At 77.1% G+C, this 16,079-nt stretch carries 17 protein-coding genes and 1 riboswitch; of the genes, 10 read left to right on the forward strand and 7 right to left on the reverse strand.

Annotated elements, in window-relative coordinates:
• Positions 1-17 precede the first annotated feature (17 nt).
• Positions 18-1,244, forward strand: a complete 1,227-nt coding sequence (locus ACI79Q_RS01535) for an MFS transporter (protein ID WP_456612049.1) — start codon at positions 18-20, stop codon at positions 1,242-1,244.
• Positions 1,245-1,266: 22 nt separating this feature from the next.
• On the opposite strand, the gene ACI79Q_RS01540 is transcribed toward ACI79Q_RS01535, so the two are convergent.
• Positions 1,267-2,004, reverse strand: a complete 738-nt coding sequence (locus ACI79Q_RS01540; protein WP_456589695.1) for a cobalt-precorrin-6A reductase — start codon at positions 2,002-2,004, stop codon at positions 1,267-1,269.
• Positions 2,005-2,030: 26 nt separating this feature from the next.
• On the opposite strand from ACI79Q_RS01540, the gene ACI79Q_RS01545 reads away from it, so the two are divergent.
• Entirely contained in the window at positions 2,031-3,122 is a 1,092-nt protein-coding gene (locus tag ACI79Q_RS01545) for a cobalt-precorrin-5B (C(1))-methyltransferase (RefSeq protein ID WP_456614009.1), read from the forward strand.
• A 74-nt stretch (positions 3,123-3,196) separates the two neighbouring features.
• Here the strand turns inward: ACI79Q_RS01545 and cobM are convergent, their stop codons facing one another.
• The 6 genes from cobM to ACI79Q_RS01575 all read right to left on the reverse strand — a co-directional run bounded on the left by cobM (position 3,197) and on the right by ACI79Q_RS01575 (position 7,818).
• The gene (gene cobM / locus ACI79Q_RS01550; protein ID WP_456614010.1) at positions 3,197-3,937 is read right to left on the reverse strand and encodes a precorrin-4 C(11)-methyltransferase; all 741 of its coding nucleotides are present in this window, start codon (positions 3,935-3,937) and stop codon (positions 3,197-3,199) included.
• On the reverse strand, positions 3,934-5,166 hold the full coding sequence (cbiE, locus tag ACI79Q_RS01555) for a precorrin-6y C5,15-methyltransferase (decarboxylating) subunit CbiE (protein ID WP_456614011.1): 1,233 nt from the start codon (positions 5,164-5,166) through the stop codon (positions 3,934-3,936). Before cbiE ends, cobM begins: the two co-directional genes overlap by 4 nt.
• Before the next feature lie 97 nt (positions 5,167-5,263).
• Positions 5,264-5,701, reverse strand: a complete 438-nt coding sequence (locus tag ACI79Q_RS01560) for a hypothetical protein (protein ID WP_456589699.1) — start codon at positions 5,699-5,701, stop codon at positions 5,264-5,266.
• The gene (locus tag ACI79Q_RS01565) at positions 5,694-6,290 is read right to left on the reverse strand and encodes a TetR/AcrR family transcriptional regulator (protein ID WP_456614012.1); all 597 of its coding nucleotides are present in this window, start codon (positions 6,288-6,290) and stop codon (positions 5,694-5,696) included. The genes ACI79Q_RS01560 and ACI79Q_RS01565 overlap by 8 nt, the downstream gene beginning before the upstream one ends.
• 105 nt (positions 6,291-6,395) lie before the next feature.
• A complete protein-coding gene (locus ACI79Q_RS01570; protein ID WP_456614013.1) occupies positions 6,396-7,157 on the reverse strand; it encodes a maleylpyruvate isomerase family mycothiol-dependent enzyme in 762 nt (253 codons plus the stop codon).
• Between the two features lie 16 nt (positions 7,158-7,173).
• Positions 7,174-7,818, reverse strand: a complete 645-nt coding sequence (locus ACI79Q_RS01575; RefSeq protein WP_456589702.1) for a TetR/AcrR family transcriptional regulator — start codon at positions 7,816-7,818, stop codon at positions 7,174-7,176.
• A gap of 127 nt (positions 7,819-7,945) precedes the next feature.
• Positions 7,946-8,072, forward strand: a riboswitch (cobalamin riboswitch).
• A gap of 73 nt (positions 8,073-8,145) precedes the next feature.
• Here ACI79Q_RS01575 and ACI79Q_RS01580 point away from each other — a divergent pair.
• From ACI79Q_RS01580 to ACI79Q_RS01615, 8 genes are all read left to right on the forward strand, one after another.
• On the forward strand, positions 8,146-10,266 hold the full coding sequence (locus ACI79Q_RS01580; protein ID WP_456614014.1) for a putative cobaltochelatase: 2,121 nt from the start codon (positions 8,146-8,148) through the stop codon (positions 10,264-10,266).
• Positions 10,266-10,880 carry a cob(I)yrinic acid a,c-diamide adenosyltransferase gene (cobO, locus tag ACI79Q_RS01585; RefSeq protein WP_456595447.1) on the forward strand — a complete coding sequence of 205 codons (615 nt, stop codon included), beginning with the start codon at positions 10,266-10,268 and terminating at the stop codon, positions 10,878-10,880. The genes ACI79Q_RS01580 and cobO overlap by 1 nt, the downstream gene beginning before the upstream one ends.
• Positions 10,877-12,274, forward strand: a complete 1,398-nt coding sequence (locus tag ACI79Q_RS01590) for a cobyrinate a,c-diamide synthase (protein WP_456614015.1) — start codon at positions 10,877-10,879, stop codon at positions 12,272-12,274. The genes cobO and ACI79Q_RS01590 overlap by 4 nt, the downstream gene beginning before the upstream one ends.
• Positions 12,261-12,962, forward strand: coding sequence for an energy-coupling factor ABC transporter permease (locus ACI79Q_RS01595; RefSeq protein ID WP_456589706.1), 702 nt, complete (start codon positions 12,261-12,263; stop codon positions 12,960-12,962). Before ACI79Q_RS01590 ends, ACI79Q_RS01595 begins: the two co-directional genes overlap by 14 nt.
• The gene (locus tag ACI79Q_RS01600; RefSeq protein WP_456595445.1) at positions 12,959-13,279 is read left to right on the forward strand and encodes an energy-coupling factor ABC transporter substrate-binding protein; all 321 of its coding nucleotides are present in this window, start codon (positions 12,959-12,961) and stop codon (positions 13,277-13,279) included. Before ACI79Q_RS01595 ends, ACI79Q_RS01600 begins: the two co-directional genes overlap by 4 nt.
• A complete protein-coding gene (gene cbiQ, locus ACI79Q_RS01605; protein ID WP_456589708.1) occupies positions 13,276-14,013 on the forward strand; it encodes a cobalt ECF transporter T component CbiQ in 738 nt (245 codons plus the stop codon). The genes ACI79Q_RS01600 and cbiQ overlap by 4 nt, the downstream gene beginning before the upstream one ends.
• Positions 14,010-14,855: an energy-coupling factor ABC transporter ATP-binding protein gene (locus ACI79Q_RS01610; RefSeq protein WP_456589709.1), complete on the forward strand. Its 846-nt coding sequence runs from the start codon at positions 14,010-14,012 to the stop codon at positions 14,853-14,855. The genes cbiQ and ACI79Q_RS01610 overlap by 4 nt, the downstream gene beginning before the upstream one ends.
• Positions 14,852-16,079 (forward strand): cobalamin biosynthesis protein (locus ACI79Q_RS01615; protein WP_456614016.1); only part of this gene is annotated, 1,228 nt, incomplete at its 3' end. The genes ACI79Q_RS01610 and ACI79Q_RS01615, both read left to right, overlap by 4 nt.

Raw genomic sequence — 16,079 nt, forward strand, 5'->3', positions numbered from 1 at the left:
TGCCCTTTCCCACCGTCGTGGCACCCCCGACGCTCAGCAGAGCCCCCGCGTTCTGGACCACCGCCGGCCTGCTGCTGCTCGTCCTCGCGGCCTCGGGGGTGCCCACGCCGCTGTACCGCGTCTACCAGGAGCAGTTCGGCTTCGGGCCCGGCATGCTCACGACGGTCTTCGGCATCTACGCCCTCGCCCTGCTGGCCGCCCTCCTCGTGGTGGGTGGCCTCTCCGACCACGTGGGCCGCCGGCCGGTGGTGGCCGGCGGGCTGCTGCTGCAGGCGGTCTCCATGGCCGTCTTCCTGACCGCCGACAGCGTCGGCTGGCTGCTCACCGCCCGGGTGCTGCAGGGCCTGTCCATGGGCGCGCTCACCGGAACCCTCGGCGCCCTGCTGCTCGACACCCAGCGCCCGGCCCGCCCGCTGGGCCCGCTGGTCAACAGCGCCGGGCCCGGCATCGGGCTGTCGCTGGGGGCCGTGGGCGCCGGCCTGGTCGTGGAGTACGTCGCCTCGCCCACGCGCTGGGTCTTCGCCGTCCTGACCGGGGTGCTGCTCCTCGCCGCCGCGCTGGTGCCGCTGCTGCCCGAGACCTCCCCCCGCGCACCGGGAGCGCTGCGCTCGCTGCGGCCGACGGTGCGCGTGCCCGCACCCCAGCGCCCGGCGTTCCTCACCGCGCTCCCGGCCATCGTCGCCGCGTGGGCGCTCGGCGGCCTGTACCTCTCCCTCGGCCCCTCGCTGGTCGCCTCGGTCTTCGGCATCGAGGACCACCTGGTCGGCAGCCTGCTGGTGCTGGCCATGCAGGGCACCGCGGCGCTCGGCGCCGTCCTGGGCCGCGACCTCGCACCGGAGCGCGCCATGGTCGCGGGCGCCTCCGTGTTCGCCGTCGGGGTGACCGGCACGATCGCCGCCCTGCTGACCGGGCAGGTCGTCGTGCTCTTCGGCTCCGCCGTCGTCTCCGGCCTCGGCTTCGGCCTGGCCTTCCTCGGCGCGGTCGCCACGGCCAGCGCCGGCGTGGCACCGGCCGAGCGCGCCGGACTCCTGTCGAGCGTCTTCGTCGTCGGCTACCTGAGCTTCAGCGTCCCGGCCGTGGCCGCCGGGGCCGCCGCCGGGGCGTTCGGCCTGGCACCGGTCACCGAGGTCTACGCCGCCGTCCTGGTCGTCCTGGCGCTGGCCGCGGTCGCCGGTGTGCGGCTGCGCCGCCGGGCGACCCCACCCGACCGGACGCCGGACGCCGCGGAGTCGCTGCCCGCCTGAGCCGGGTCGGCGGTACGTCGGATCAGGTCGTGCGCGACCGAACCCATTCCCGGGCCGCCTCCACGGTGTCGGCCACCGCGACCCCCGGCGGCAGCGGCGGGCGGCGCACCAGCACGACCGGCACCCCCAGCTCGCGAGCGGCGGTCAGCTTGGCGGCGGTCATCCCGCCCCCGCTGTCCTTGGTGACGACGACCTCCACGGCGTGCGCCCGCATCAGCGCGATCTCGTCCGCGACGGTGAACGGCCCGCGGGCGAGCACCACCGTGCTGCGCCGGGGCAGCGGCGGCGACGGGGGGTCCACCGACCGCACCAGGCAGTGCCCCGGGACGTCGGCGAACGCGGCGAGCCCCTGCCGCCCGGTCGTGAGGAACACCGAGTCGTACCCGGTCACCACTGCCGCCGCTCGTTGCAGTGACCCGACCCAGTGCCACTCGTCCCCCGGCCCGGCGGTCCAGCCCGGTCGTTGCAGTCGCAGCAACGGAACCCCGGTGACCGATGTCGCCTCCGCCGCCGCCGCCGTCATCCCGGCGGCGAACGGGTGCGTGGCGTCCACGACGGCCGCCGTCGGGGCCTCCCGCAGCCAGGCCGCCAGCCCCGCCGCACCGCCGAACCCACCGATCCGCACCGCACCCACCGGCAGCAGGGGCTCGGCGACGCGCCCGGCCAGGGAGCTGACGACGTCGACCCCGTCATCCACCAGCGCTCCGGCCAGCCGGCGCGCCTCCCCGGTCCCGCCCAGGACCAGCACCCGGCCGGTCACGCCGCGCCGCCGTGCATGCTGATCACGTGACGACGGCGGACCGGACGGACGGCACGGGCCTGCGCTCGGGCTGGACCACGGGCGCCTGCGCGACCGCGGCGGCCACCGCCGCCTACACCGCGCTGCTCACCGGCGAGTTCCCCGACCCGGTCACCATCGACCTGCCGCACGACCGGCACCCGTCGTTCGCGCTGGCCATCGAGCGCCTCGAGGACGGCGCCGCCACCGCCGGCGTGGTCAAGGACGCCGGCGACGACCCCGACGTCACCCACGGCGCGCTCGTCTCCGTGCGGGTGACCCACGGGGCGCCCGGCAGCGGGGTCACCTTCCGGGCCGGCGAGGGCGTGGGCACGGTGACCAAACCCGGGCTGCCGCTGGCGGTCGGCGAGCCGGCGATCAACCCGATGCCCCGGCAGTTCATCGCCGCGCACGTGGCCGCGGTCGCCGCCCGCCACGGCGGCTCCGGGGACGTCGTCGTCGAGGTGTCGGTCGGGCACGGCGCGGAGCTCGCCCGCCGGACCTGGAACCCCCGGCTGGGCATCCTGGGCGGGCTGTCGATCCTGGGCACCACGGGCGTCGTCGTCCCGTACTCCTGCTCGGCGTGGATCGACTCGATCCGCCGGGGCATCGACGTGGCCCGCGCCGCCGGGTACGCGCACGTGGCGGCCTGCACCGGCAGCACCAGCGAGCGGGTGGCCGTCGAGACGTACGGGCTGTCCGAGGACGCGCTGCTGGACATGGGCGACTTCGCCGGGGCCGTGCTCAAGTACCTGCGCCGCCACCCGATCGGCCGGCTCACGATCGCCGGCGGCATCGGCAAGCTCGCCAAGCTCGCCGACGGGCACCTCGACCTGCACTCCGGCCGCTCGCAGGTGTCCTTCGAGTCGCTGGCCGGCCGGGTGCGCGCTGCGGGCGGCCCCCCGGAGCTGGTCGACGGGGTGCGGGGCGCCAACACCGCGCTGGACGCGCTGCAGCAGTGCCGGGCGGCCGGCCTCCCGCTGGGCGATCTGGTGGCCGCCGCGGCGCGGGAGACCGCGCTCGGCGTGCTGCGCGGCGCCCCCGTGGCGGTCGACGTGATCGTCATCGACCGCGCGGGCACCGTGGTCGGCCGGAGCTAAGCCTCGTCCGGTTGGACGGCCCTGCTGCAGGGGCCCGCCGCGAGCTCGCGAGCGGTGGGGGGCAGCAGGGTCCTTCATCGGCATCGGCTCGTCGAGTAGAGGTGGCTGTCGGGGAACTCCCCGGCGGTCAGCACCGAGCCGACGATCACCACCGCCGTCCGCTTCACCCCGGCGTCGGCGACCTGCGCCGCGATGTCGGCCAGGGTCCCGCGCAGGACCAGCTCGTCGTCCCGGCTGGCGCGGGCGACGACGGCGACCGGGCAGTCCGGGCCGTAGGAGGGCAGGAGCTCGGGCACCAGCTCGGCGATCCGCTGCACCGCGAGGTGCAGCACCAGCGTGGCGCGGGAGGCGCCGAGGGTGGCCAGGTCCTCCCCCGGCGGCATCGGCGTGGAGCGGGCCGAGGTGCGGGTCAGGATCACCGTCTGCCCGACGCCGGGAACGGTCAGCTCCCGCTTCAGCGAGGCGGCCGCCGCGGCGAAGGCGGGCACGCCCGGGACGACGTCGTAGGGCACGCCGGCCGCGTCGAGGCGCCGCATCTGCTCCGCCATCGCGCTGTAGACCGACGGATCACCGGAGTGGAGCCGGGCGACGTCGAGCCCGGCCTCGTGGGCCGCGACCAGCTCGGCGGTGATCTGGTCGAGGTCGAGGTTCGCGGTGTCCACCAGCCGGGCGCCCGGCGGCGCGGTGTCCAGCAACTCGCGGGGCACCAGCGCCCCGGCGTACAGGCACACCGGCGCCGTGGCGATGAGACGGGCGGCCCGGACCGTGACCAGGTCGGCGGCGCCGGGCCCCGCGCCGATGAAGTGCACCGTCATGGCTTGACTCCCGACCAGATCGTCACGGGCATGGCCGCCTTCCAGCCGGTGAAGCCGCCCACGGGTGCGGCGGTGGCGACGGCGAGGCGCACCAGCTCGCCACCGTGCCGCGCGTACCGGTCGGCCAGCACCGCCTCGCTCTCCAGCGTGACGGCGTTGACCACCAGCCTCCCACCCGGCGGCAGCGCGGCCCAGCAGGCGTCGAGCACGCCGGGGACCGTCGCGCCGCCCCCGACGAAGACGGCGTCGGGGGCTGGCAGGCCCGCCAGCGCCTCGGGGGCGCGGCCCTCCACCACCCGCAGGTCGGGGACGCCGAGCCGCCCGGCGTTGCGCGCGATCCGCTCGGCCCGCTCCGCGCGCGACTCGACCGCGACCGCGCGGCAGGACGGGTGCGTCCGCATCCACTCGATGCCGATCGAGCCGGCACCGGCCCCGACGTCCCAGAGCAGCTGGCCCGGCAGCGGGGCCAGCCTGGCCAGGGTCACCGCCCGCGCGTCGCGCTTGGTCAGCTGGCCGTCGTGCTCGTAGGCGTCGTCGGGCAGGCCCGGAACGGTGGGCAGCGGCACGGTGCCCGGGTCGGCGACGACCTCCACGGCGGTCACCACCAGCGGGTCGGTCTCGGCGTGCGGCCACCCCGCGGCGGTGCCGGTGAACCGCCGCTCGCCCGGCCCGCCCAGCTGGGCCAGCGCGATGACCCGGCTGGCGCCGTACCCCCAGGCCACGAGACGGTCCGCGACCGCCGCCGGGGACGACGTGTCGGATCCGAGCACCAGCAGCCGCCGGCCCGGCGTCACGTGCGGGGCCAGCAGCTCCACCGGCCGGCCGACGACCGTCACCACCGTCGTCTCCTCCACCGCCCAGCCCAGCCGCGCGCACGCCAGCGTCACCGACGACGGGTGCGGGACGACGTCGACCGCGTCGGCCCCGAGGACCCGCGCCAGCGAGGTGCCGATCCCGGAGAACATCGGGTCGCCGCTGGCCAGCACGACTACCCGCCGGCCGGGGTGCGCCGTGGGCAGGGCGCGGATCGCCGGCCCCATCGGCGAGGGCCAGGGCACCCGCTCCGCGGCCACCGACGGTGGCACCAGGGCCAGCTGGCGGGCGCTGCCGCGCAGCACCTCGGCCGTCTCGATGGCCCGCCGGGCGGTCGTCGACAACCCGTCCCAACCGTCCGCGCCGATGCCCACGACCACGATCGGGCGTTCGGCGGGGACCTCGGGGGCTGGCACGGGCGCCGATCCTAGGCAGCCCTCCCGACCGCGGCCGGCGCACGGGCGCGGGGGCTGTGCCGGCCGGGCCGCGGTCGGGGTCGCGTGCCGCAGCGGATCAGGCGGGCGCGAGGCCGCCGGCGTGCAGCCGCCGCTTGGCGACCGCGATGGGCACCTGCCCGACGACGGCAGGCAGCACCCAGAACACCGGATTGGCCGTCTCGGCGACCAGGAGGGCGGTCACGAGGGCGATGTAGGAGCCGCCGAGCAGGTGCGGCTGGAGCGTGGCCCAGTGGTGCCACGCCCGCCGGCGGGCGAGCGCGCCCGCCACGGCGAGCACCTCCGTGAGCACGGCGACCGGCAGCAGCCAGAGCAGACCCGGCGACGTCGCCGCGAGCACCCCGCCGGTGACGGCCGCGACCACGACGGCGACCTGGTAGCCGGCCGCCGCGGCAACGCCCCGAGCACCCGCGCGACGGGCCGCGAGCCACACGGGCCCGAGGAGCAGCCCGGCGGTCCCCGCGAGGACGTGGACACCGAGCAGGGGGTCATCCATGGCCGGTCTTCCTTCCCGGTGAACCGAACAGCATCCCGGCCGCACGCTGGGCGAGCTCGAGCAGCGCCTCACCACCGCCGTCGGGGGCGAGACCGGCTCCGGCGAGGTTCCCGGTCGCCGCCAGCCCGGCGAACCCGTGGACGAGGGACCACGCGGCCACGACCGCGGCCCGCGCGTCGTCGACCCGGCCGTCGACGGTCAGCGCGTCGACCCCGCGCTGGAGCACCGCGAAGGTCCGTGCCCGGGCAGCGGAGAGCTCGCCGTCGTCCGGGTCGAGGACGTCGGGGGCGAACATCACCGCGAAGTGACCGGGGTGGTCGCGGGCGAAGCGCACGTAGGCCACGCCGACCTCGCGGAAGTCGGAGGCGGCCGCGTCCTCGAGGGCACTGGCGAGCATCCGGTGGCCCTCGGCGGCCAGCGCCGTCAGCAGGCCGGTCCGTGAGGCGAAGTGGTGCCGGTGCGCGGCGTGGGACACGCCCGCCGAGCGGGCGAGCGCCCGGATCGAGACCTCGGCGACGCCGGAGCGGGCCGCCACCTCGGCCGCGGAGCGCAGCAGCACCGCGCGGAGGTCGCCGTCTGGCCGGGTCACACCAGCAGCTTGCCACTGACAACTTGCCAGTGACAAGCACTGATGGACGGCGCTGCTCGGCGACGCGGCCGGGGCCTGCCGCTCCGTCGACCGGCAGGGGCGGGATCAGAAGGGCACCTGCTGGCCCAGGAGGCCGGCTCCGCTGCCCCGGCCCGAGAGGACCCGGCAGAACTCGACGGCGTCGAGCTCCAGCTGCTCGCCGTCCGTCCCCGCCGACCACTGGCCGCCGGCCGGGCCGGTGAGGGTGAGCCGGTACGGCCGGCCGTGCCGCCCGGCCCACTCGGCGACGACGTCGGCGACCAGCACCCCGTCGTGCTCGGGCGTGAGCTCGGGCTCACGGCCGGTCGCGCGGCTGACGTCGACCCGGTGCATCCAGACGTCGCGGGTCAGGACGACGTCGAGCAGGAAGCCGATCCGCCAGAACTCGCGGACCGTGCCGTTGACCTGCTCCTCGGGCAGCTTGACCCGCCCCGCCACCCGGGACAGCCGGCGCCGCCCCCGCAGCGCACGCGGCGCCGTGACCTCGAGCGCGGCGACGACTGCCGGGCCGTCGAGGTCGGCGTGCGCCCGCACCTGCACGTCGGTCAGCGCGTCGATGCCGCCCCCGGCCTTGCCGGCGAGCCGCTGCTGACGGGCCATCTCCCGCACCGAGGCGGCCATCTCCGCCATCCCGAGCACGTGCGCGGCCATGGCCCGCACGTCCCAGCCCGGGCAGTCGGTGGGCCGGCTCCAGTCGTCGGCGTCCAGCTGCCGGAGGAGGGCGACGATGCGCTCGTACTCCGTGGCGGCGAGGCGGTAGGCGGTGTCCCTGTCCAGGGCGGCGGACCGCGGGCGGGGACGGGTAGGGGCAGGAGAGGGAGCGGTCACGACGGACCTCCTCGGATCAGCGGGTGGACGGGTTCCTCTGGTGGTGGCCGAGCCACATGTCCATGACGTCGGGCAGGACGGTGGTGAAGGCTCCGGTCTCGAACGGCTCGCCGGGCGCGTTGGACAGCTGCTGGGAGATGACCCCGCCGACCAGCGCCGTCCAGGCGCGGTAGGCGCGGTCGAGGTCGACGTCCGCGGCGAGGTGCCCGGCGTCCCGCAGCCGGGCCAGCAGCGCGCGGGACTCCGCGTCCAGCGCGACGGCCGGCTCGTACGCCCGCGGCGAGGGCGTGAAGCCGGGCACCGGGCGCCAGAACATGAGCGCGGAGTGGGCGGGGTGCTCGACGGCCCAGCGCACCAGGGCGGTGGTGCCCGAGCGCAGGGCGTCGAGCGGGTCGGCGTCCTCCCGCGTCGCGCCGGCGTGCCGCAGCACGTCGGCGAGCGCACGCCAGCCGCGTTCGAAGAGGGCGTCGTAGAGCGCGTGCTTGCCGTCGAAGTACCCGTAGAGGGACGGCGGGCGGATGCCCATCCGGCGGGCCACCTCACCGAGGGTCAGCCCGGCGACGCCGTGCTCGGTCATCACCTCCACGGCGACGGCGACGACCTCCTCGATCGTCTCCTGCCGCCGCCGCTGTCGGCGGTCCGGCGGTGCCGCCCCGGTCACACGCGCATAGTTTTCCTAACGACGTTAGGAAATCAAGGAGGTCTTAGGTCCCTGTCTCGGGGCGGGGGGTCTGTCGCCGGCCGGGCAGCTCGTGGTCTGATGACGCAGCCACACGCGACGGCAGCGGAGGAAGCCCGGTGAGAATCCGGCGCGGTCCCGCCACTGTGACCGGGGAGCCCGTCCCCACGCTCGGCCACTGCTCCCCCGGGAGCGGGAAGGTCGGGGACGGGCGTCGAGCCGGGAGCCAGGAGACTCCAGCCGTCGTCCCTGCCACCTCCGGGCGTGGACACCCGGGGAGAGGACGCGTGCCATGCGCGGGTACCCCGCATGAGCTTTCCCTTCACCGCCGTCGTCGGCATGGACGACCTGCGGCTGGCCCTGCTGCTCAACGCCGTCTCCCCCGCCGTCGGCGGGGTGCTGGTGCGCGGCGAGAAGGGCACGGCGAAGTCGACGACGGTCCGCGCGCTGGCCGCCGTCCTGCCGCCGGTCGACGTCGTCGCGGGCTGCCGCTTCGGCTGCGACCCGGCAGCGCCCGACCCCGCCTGCCCCGACGGCCCGCACGAGCCGGGTGCGGCGGCCCGCACCCGCCCGGCCCGGCTGGTCGAGCTGCCCGTCGGCGCCTCCGAGGACCGGCTCGTCGGCTCCCTGGACCTGGAACGGGCGCTCACCGAGGGGGTCAAGGCCTACGAGCCGGGCCTGCTCGCCGCCGCCCACCGCGGGGTGCTCTACGTCGACGAGGTCAACCTGCTGCACGACCACCTGGTCGACCTGCTGCTCGACGCCGCCGCGCTGGGCACCGCGTACGTCGAGCGCGAGGGCGTCTCGGTGCGGCACGCCGCCCGCTTCCTGCTGGTCGGCACCATGAACCCGGAGGAGGGCGAGCTCCGCCCGCAGCTGCTGGACCGGTTCGGGCTGACCGTGGAGGTCGCCGCCCCGCGCGACCCCGCCGTCCGCGCCGAGGTCGTGCGCCGGCGGTTCGCCTCCGACGCCGACCCGGCCGGTTTCGCCGGGCAGTGGGCCGCCGACGAGTCCGCGCTCGCCGCCCGCATCGCCGACGCCCGCGCCCGCCTGCCGCACGTCACCCTCTCCGACACCGCGCTGCGCCAGGTCACCGCCGTCTGCGCCGCGTTCGACGTCGACGGTCTGCGTGCGGACATCGTCACCGCCCGCGCCGCCATCGCGCACGCCGCCTGGTGCGGCCGCGACGAGGTGACCGAGGACGACGTGCGGGTGGCCGCCCGGCTGGCGCTCCCGCACCGGCGCCGGCGCAACCCGTTCGACGCACCCGGGCTCGACGAGGAGACCCTGGACCGGGCGCTGGAAGACAGCCGCCCCGAGGACGACCCGGAGCCCCCGGACGGCCCGCAGGACGGCGGCCCGGACGACGGCGGCCCGGACGACAGCGGCCCGGACGGCGGTGGCCCGGACGACGGCGGCGGCCCGGACGACGGCGGCGGCCCCGGCGCGGACCCAGGCACAGGAAGCAATACACCCATGTCCGACGCCGAGACGCAGGTAGAGCCTCCTATGCCTGGGGACGACGGGGGGGAGGTCCCGCCGACGACCGCCCCGCGCGGTGAGGGCGGCGGGCACACCGACGCGGCCCCGGCTCCGGAGAAGGCCGCGGTCGCTCCGTCCGACCCGTTCCGCACCCGGCGGCTGGAGGTGCCCGGGATCGGAGCCGGGGCCGCGGGCCGCCGGTCGCGCGCGCGGTCGGAGCGCGGCCGGGTGGTCGGGTCGACCCGCCCCGAGGGCACCGTCACCAAGCTGCACCTCGCCGGCACCGTGCTCGCCGCGGCGCCCCACCAGCGCGCCCGCGGCCGCAGCGGCCCGGGGCTGCGGATCGAGCGCGACGACCTGCGCCAGGCCGTGCTCGAGGGCCGCGAGGGCAACCTCGTGCTGTTCGTCGTCGACGCCAGCGGCTCGATGGGCGCCCGCTCCCGGATGGCCGCGGTGAAGGGCGCCGTGCTCTCCCTGCTGCTCGACGCCTACCAGCGCCGCGACAAGGTCGGGCTGATCACCTTCCGCGGCGGCGCGGCCGAGCTCGCCCTGCCACCCACCTGGTCGGTCGAGGCGGCCGCCGCCCGCCTCGGCAGCCTGCCCACCGGCGGGCGCACCCCGCTGGCCGCCGGGCTGCTCGAGGCCCACCGCACGCTCACGCTGGAGCGGGTGCGCGACCCGCGGCGCCGGCCGCTGCTGGTCGTCGTCACCGACGGCCGGGCCACCGGCGCGCGCGGCGGCGACCACCTGGGCGAGGCCCGCCGGGCGGCCGGGCTGCTCGCGGCGGCGGACGTCGCGAGCGTCGTCGTCGACTGCGAGTCGGGGCCGGTACGGCTCGGGCTGGCGGCGTCCCTGGGGCTCCAGCTCGGTGCGCAGACGCTGCGCCTGGAGGAACTGGGCGCCGAGTCCCTGGCCAGCACGGTCCGCGACGTGCGGAAGGCCGCCTGATGCCGCAGGGACAGGTCGCCGTCGTCCCGCAGGACGGGCTCACCACCCGGCAGCGGCGCAACCGCCCGCTGCTCGCGGTGCACACCGGCGAGATGAAGGGCAAGTCCACCGCCGCGTTCGGCATGGCGATGCGGGCGTGGAACCAGGGCTGGTCGGTCGCGGTCTACCAGTTCGTCAAGAGCGCCAAGTGGAAGGTCGGCGAGGAGAACGCGCTGACCGCGCTGGGCCGGCTGCACGAGCAGACCGGTGAGGGCGGGCCGGTCGTCTGGCACAAGATGGGCGCGGGCTGGAGCTGGTCGCGCAAGCACGGCGAGGAGACCGACCACGCCGCCGACGCGGCCGAGGGCTGGGCACAGATCAAGCGCGACCTCGCCGCCGAGGCGCACCGGTTCTACGTGCTCGACGAGTTCACCTACCCCCTGAAGTGGGGCTGGGTGGACGTCGACGACGTCGTCGCGACGCTCACCGCCCGGCCCGGCAGCCAGCACGTCGTCATCACCGGACGGGACGCTCCCCCGGCGCTGGTCGAGGCCGCCGACCTGGTCGTGGAGATGACGAAGGTCAAGCACCCGATGGACGCCGGCCAGAAGGGCCAGCGGGGGATCGAGTGGTGACCACGGGCGGGCGGGAGCTGCCCCGGATCGTGGTGGCCGCACCGTCGAGCAACGCCGGCAAGACGTCGGTCACCACGGGGCTGATCGCCGCCCTCACGGCCCGGGGGCTGACGGTCTCCCCGCACAAGGTGGGCCCCGACTACATCGACCCCGGCTACCACGGGCTGGCCGCCGGGCGGCCGGGCCGCAACCTCGACCCCTGGCTCGTCGGCGAGGAGCGGATCGCGCCGCTGCTGCTGCACGGGGCCCGCGGCGCCGACGTCGCCGTGGTCGAGGGCGTCATGGGGCTGTTCGACGGCGCCACCCACCCGAGCGTCGAGCCCGGGTTCGCCTCCACCGCGCACGTGGCCGGGCTGCTGCGCGCGCCGGTGGTCCTCGTGGTCGACGCCTCCTCGCAGGCCCGCAGCGTCGCCGCCCTCGTGCACGGGTTCGCCACGTTCGACCCGTCGGTGCGGCTCGGCGGCGTCGTGCTCAACCGGGTCGGCAGCGACCGGCACGAGGCGATCCTGCGCGAGGCGCTCGGCGCCGCCGGCGTTCCGGTCCTCGGGGCGATCCGGCGGCTGGAGACCCTGCACACGCCCTCCCGCCACCTGGGCCTGGTGCCGGCCGCGGAGCGCTCGGCCGAGGCGGTGGCCACGGTGCGCCGGCTCGGGGAGGTCGTCGCCGCCGGGGTCGATCTGGACGCCGTGCTGCGGCTGGCCCGCTCGGCACCCGACCTCGCCGAGCAGCCGTGGGATCCGGCCGCGGAGGTGGCGCCGACCGGCAGCCGGCCGCGCATCGCGGTCGCCGGCGGCCCGGCTTTCACCTTCGGCTACGCGGAGAACGCCGAGCTGCTCGCGGCCGCCGGTGCCGAGGTGGTGACCGTCGACCCGCTGCGCGACGAGGCACTGCCCGCCGGCACCGCGGGGCTGGTCGTCGGCGGTGGCTTCCCCGAGGTCTACGCCGCCGAGCTGTCGGCCAACGAGTCCCTGCGCGCCGACGTCGCCGCGCTCGCCGCCCGCGGGGCACCGATCGCCGCCGAGTGCGCCGGCCTGCTGTACCTGGCCCGCGAGCTGGACGGCGTCCCCATGTGCGGGGTCCTGGACGTCGGGACGGCGATGGCCCCCCGGCTCACCCTCGGCTACCGCGCCGCGGTGGCGACCACCGACTCCGTGCTCGCCGCGGCCGGCACCCGGGTGCGCGGCCACGAGTTCCACCGCACCCACGCCGATCCCCCGGCCGGTCCCACCCCCGCCTGGCAGTGGGCCGCCACCGGTCCCGAGGGGTTCGTCTCCGGCGGGGTCCACGCCTCCTACCTCCACCTCAACTGGGCCGGCAGCCCCGAGCTGGCCCAGCGCTTCGTCACCGCCTGCGCCCCCGCCGTCCGAACGGAGCACGCCCGTGCACATCGCTGAAGGCTTCCTGCCCGCCGGCCACGCGATCGGCTGGACGATCGCCGCCGCGCCCTTCGTCGTGCACGGCGCCCGGGCCGTGGTCAAGGAGGTGCGGGAGAACCCGGAGTCGACGCTGCTCCTGGGCGCGGCCGGGGCCTTCACCTTCGTGCTGAGCGCGATCAAGCTGCCGAGCGTCACCGGCAGCTCGAGCCACCCGACCGGCACGGGGCCGGGCGCGATCCTCTTCCGGCCCCCGGTGATGGCGCTGCTCGGCACGGTCGTGCTGCTGTTCCAGGCGCTGCTGCTGGCGCACGGCGGGCTGACCACGCTCGGGGCCAACGCCTTCGCCTTCGCCGTCGTCGGGCCGTGGGCCGGGTACGCCGTCTACCGGCTGACCCGCGCCGCGGGGGCCGGGCTGCTACCCGCCGTCTTCGCCGGGGTCGCGGTGGCCGACCTGGCCACCTACGTCACCACGTCGGTCCAGCTCGCGCTGGCCTTCCCCGACCCGGCCAGCGGCCTCGCCGGGGCGCTGGCCAAGTTCCTCGGCGTCTTCGCCGTCACCCAGATCCCGCTGGCCATCGGCGAGGGCCTGCTCGGCGTGCTGCTCTTCCGGGTGCTCACGGTCAACGCCCGCCCCGAGCTCGAGCGGCTCGGCATCCTGAAGCCCGCCCCCGTTCCCGCGGCCGTGCCCGCCGGAGGTGCCGCGTGAACCGCCGCGCGCTCGTCAACGCCCTCCTCGTCGTGGCGGTGGTCGCGCTGTTCGCCGTTCCGCTGCTCCTCGACGGGGGCAGGTCGGAGTTCGGCGGCACCGACGCCGCGGTGACCGAGGAGCTCGAGGCCGACGGCTACACCCCGTGGTTCGACTCGCTGTTCAGCCCGTCCGGTGAGGTGGAGTCCGGCCTGTTCGCCCTGCAGGCGGCCCTCGGCGGTGGCGTGCTCGGCTACGTGCTGGGCCGGCTGCGCGGCCGGCGGACGGCAGCTCCCGCGCCCGCCACGAGCACGCCGGCGGAGACCGACCCGCGGTGAGCGGCCTCGCGGTCGACGACGCGGCGTGGCGCAGTGCGTGGCGCGGGCGTTCGCCCGGGGACAAGCTGCTGCTCTGCGCCGGCCTCGTCGGCTGCGCGCTGGTGCTGCCCGCCTGGCCGGGCAGCGTGCTCGTCGGGCTCACCGCCGTCGGGCTGGCCCTCGGCCCGGCCCGGGTGCCCGCCCGCACCTTCGGCCGGGCGATCCGCTGGCCGCTGGCGTTCATCGCGATCGGTGCGCTCACCGCGGTGGTGTCCGTCGGCGACGGCGGCATCGGCTGGGCCCCGGACGCCGCCGCGCAGGCCGGCTCGCTGGTCGGGCACGCGGTCGCCGGCAGCGCCGCGGTCCTCCTGCTGGCCACCACCACGCCGATGTCGGACCTGCTGCCCGCGCTGCGCCGGCTCCGGGTACCGGCCGCGGTCGTCGAGGTGGCGGGCGTGATGTACCGGCTGCTGTTCGTGCTGCTCGACAGCCTGCACACGATCCGCGAGGCGCAGACGGCGCGGATGGGCTGGTCCTCACCGCGCCGCTCCTACCGCTCCGCCGGGCTGCTCGCGGCCGGGGTGCTCACCCGCTCCTGGGACCGCGCCCGCCGGCTGCAGGAGGGCCTGGCCGGCCGGGGCATGGAGACCGACCTGCGCGTGCTGCCCGAGGTGCTGCCGTCGTCCCGGCTCTTCCTGGCCACCGCGCTCACCGGCCTGGCGGGGATCGTCGCGGTCAGCGTGGTGGTGGCATGAGCCACCGGACCCTCGGCGCCACCGGGCTGGTCGTCGGCTACGAGCGCGGCCGCCCGGTCCTCGACGGCGCCGACCTCACCGTCCCCGCCGGCCGGCGGCTGGCCGTGCTCGGGGCCAACGGCTCGGGCAAGACCACGCTGCTGCGCTGCCTGTCCGGCGCGCTGCCGCCCGTCTCCGGCGCGGTGACCGTGGACGGGGTGCCACTGGAGCACACCCGCCGCGGCCTGCGGCAGCACCGGCAGACCGTCCAGCTGGTGCTGCAGGACCCCGACGACCAGCTGTTCTCCGCTTCCGTGGCGCAGGACGTCTCGTTCGGCCCGCTCAACCTGGGGCTGGACGAGGACGCGGTGCGCGCGCGGGTGGCCGAGGCCCTGGACCTGCTCGCCGTCGACCACCTCGCCGCCCGGCCCACCCACCAGCTCTCCTACGGAGAGCGGAAGCGGGTGGCGATCGCCGGTGCGGTTGCGATGCGGCCGTGCGTGCTGCTGCTCGACGAACCCACCGCCGGGCTCGACCCCTCTGCGGTCACCGAGGCGCTGGCCGCGCTGTCCCGGTTGCAGGAGCACGACTCCACCGTGGTGATGAGCACCCACGACGTCGACCTGGCGCTGCGCTGGGCCGACGAGGTGGCCGTCGTCGTCGACCGCGCGGTGGTGCAGGGCGCCCCTGACGACGTCCTCGGCGACGGCGAGCTGCTGGCCCGCGCGCGGCTGTCTCGCCCCTGGGCGCTGGAGGTCGGCGCCCGGCTGCGCGAGCTCGGTCTGCTCCCCGAGGGCCCCCTCCCCCGGGACGCCGCCGGGCTGCTGGGCGCCCTGCCCGACCGTCCCGGCGTGCCCACGTGAGGACCGTCGGCATCGGGCTGTCCTCCGGGGTGAGCGCCGCCGAGGTGCTCGCCGCCGTCGACGCCGTCCTCCCCCGGCCGCCCGGGCCGGTCCGGCTGGCCACCCTGGACACGCGCGTGCGCGAGCCGGGGCTGGTGGACGCCGCCGCCCGGCGCGGCTGGCCGCTCGCCGGTCACCCGGCCGAGGCGCTGGCCGGGGTGCGCGTGCCCGCACCGTCCGGCGCGGTCGCCGACCGGGTGGGCACCCCGTCGGTCGCCGAGGCGGCGGCGCTCCTCGGGGGCGGGGTGCTCGAGGTCGGGAAGACGGTGCGCGGCCGGGTGACCGTCGCCGTCGCGCGGCCGCCGGACCCGACCGCCGACCCGCACCGGACCACCCCCACCGATGCAGCAGGAGGACCCGTGACCACCCAGCCCACCGGCGACGGCGTGCACCCGGTCGGGCTGCGGCTGGCCGGCCGGCGCGTGATCGTCGTGGGCGGGGGTACGGCCGCGCACCGCGGGGTGACCGGCCTGCTCGCCGCCGGCGCGGAGGTGACGGTGGTCAGCCCGGGCCTGACGCCGGCGCTGGAGTCGGCCGCCACCGCCGGGCACCTGGAGTGGTGGCCGCGGCGCTACGCCGCCGGGGATCTCGCCGGGGCGTGGTTCGCGCTGGCCGCGACCGGCGATCCCGACGTCGACACCGCGGTGGCCCGGGACGCCGACCGGCACCGGATCTTCTGCGCCCGCACCGACGGTGCGCGGGCCGGCGCCGAGCTGCCCGTCACCGGCCGCGCCGGCGACCTCGTGCTGGCGGTCCACGACGCGGCCGACCCCCGGGCGGCGGCCGGGCTCCGCGACGCGGTCCTCGCCGGGGTCGCCGACGGCACCCTGCCGGTCCGCCGTTCCGACACCGGGCCGGGGCGGGTCGTCCTCGTCGGTGGCGGCCCGGGTGATCCGGGGCTGATCACCGTGCGCGGCCGGCAGGCGCTGGCCACCGCCGACGTCGTCGTCGCCGACCACCTCGGCCCCCAGCCACTGCTCGCCTCGCTCCCCGCCGAGGTCGAGGTCGTCGACGCCTCCAAGCTGCCGCGCGGCCGCTCGATGGCCCAGGAGACCATCAACGACCTGCTGATCACCCACGCCCGCGCCGGCCGCCGCGTCGTGCGCCTCAAGGGCGGGGACCCCTTCGTCTTCGGCCGCGGCTTCGAGGAGGTGCAGGCCTGCACCGACGCCGGCATCCCCGTCG

The sequence above is a fragment of the Blastococcus sp. SYSU DS0828 genome (assembly GCF_054050975.1).

Bases quoted from the DNA above. Each gene is read 5' to 3' on its own strand.
- cobM (WP_456614010.1), bottom strand. From the start codon at position 3,937: ATGACGGTGCACTTCATCGGCGCGGGGCCCGGCGCCGCCGACCTGGTC.
- ACI79Q_RS01560 (WP_456589699.1), bottom strand. From the start codon at position 5,701: ATGGATGACCCCCTGCTCGGTGTCCACGTCCTCGCGGGGACCGCCGGG.
- ACI79Q_RS01580 (WP_456614014.1), top strand. From the start codon at position 8,146: ATGAGCTTTCCCTTCACCGCCGTCGTCGGCATGGACGACCTGCGGCTG.
- cobO (WP_456595447.1), top strand. From the start codon at position 10,266: ATGCCGCAGGGACAGGTCGCCGTCGTCCCGCAGGACGGGCTCACCACC.
- ACI79Q_RS01610 (WP_456589709.1), top strand. From the start codon at position 14,010: ATGAGCCACCGGACCCTCGGCGCCACCGGGCTGGTCGTCGGCTACGAG.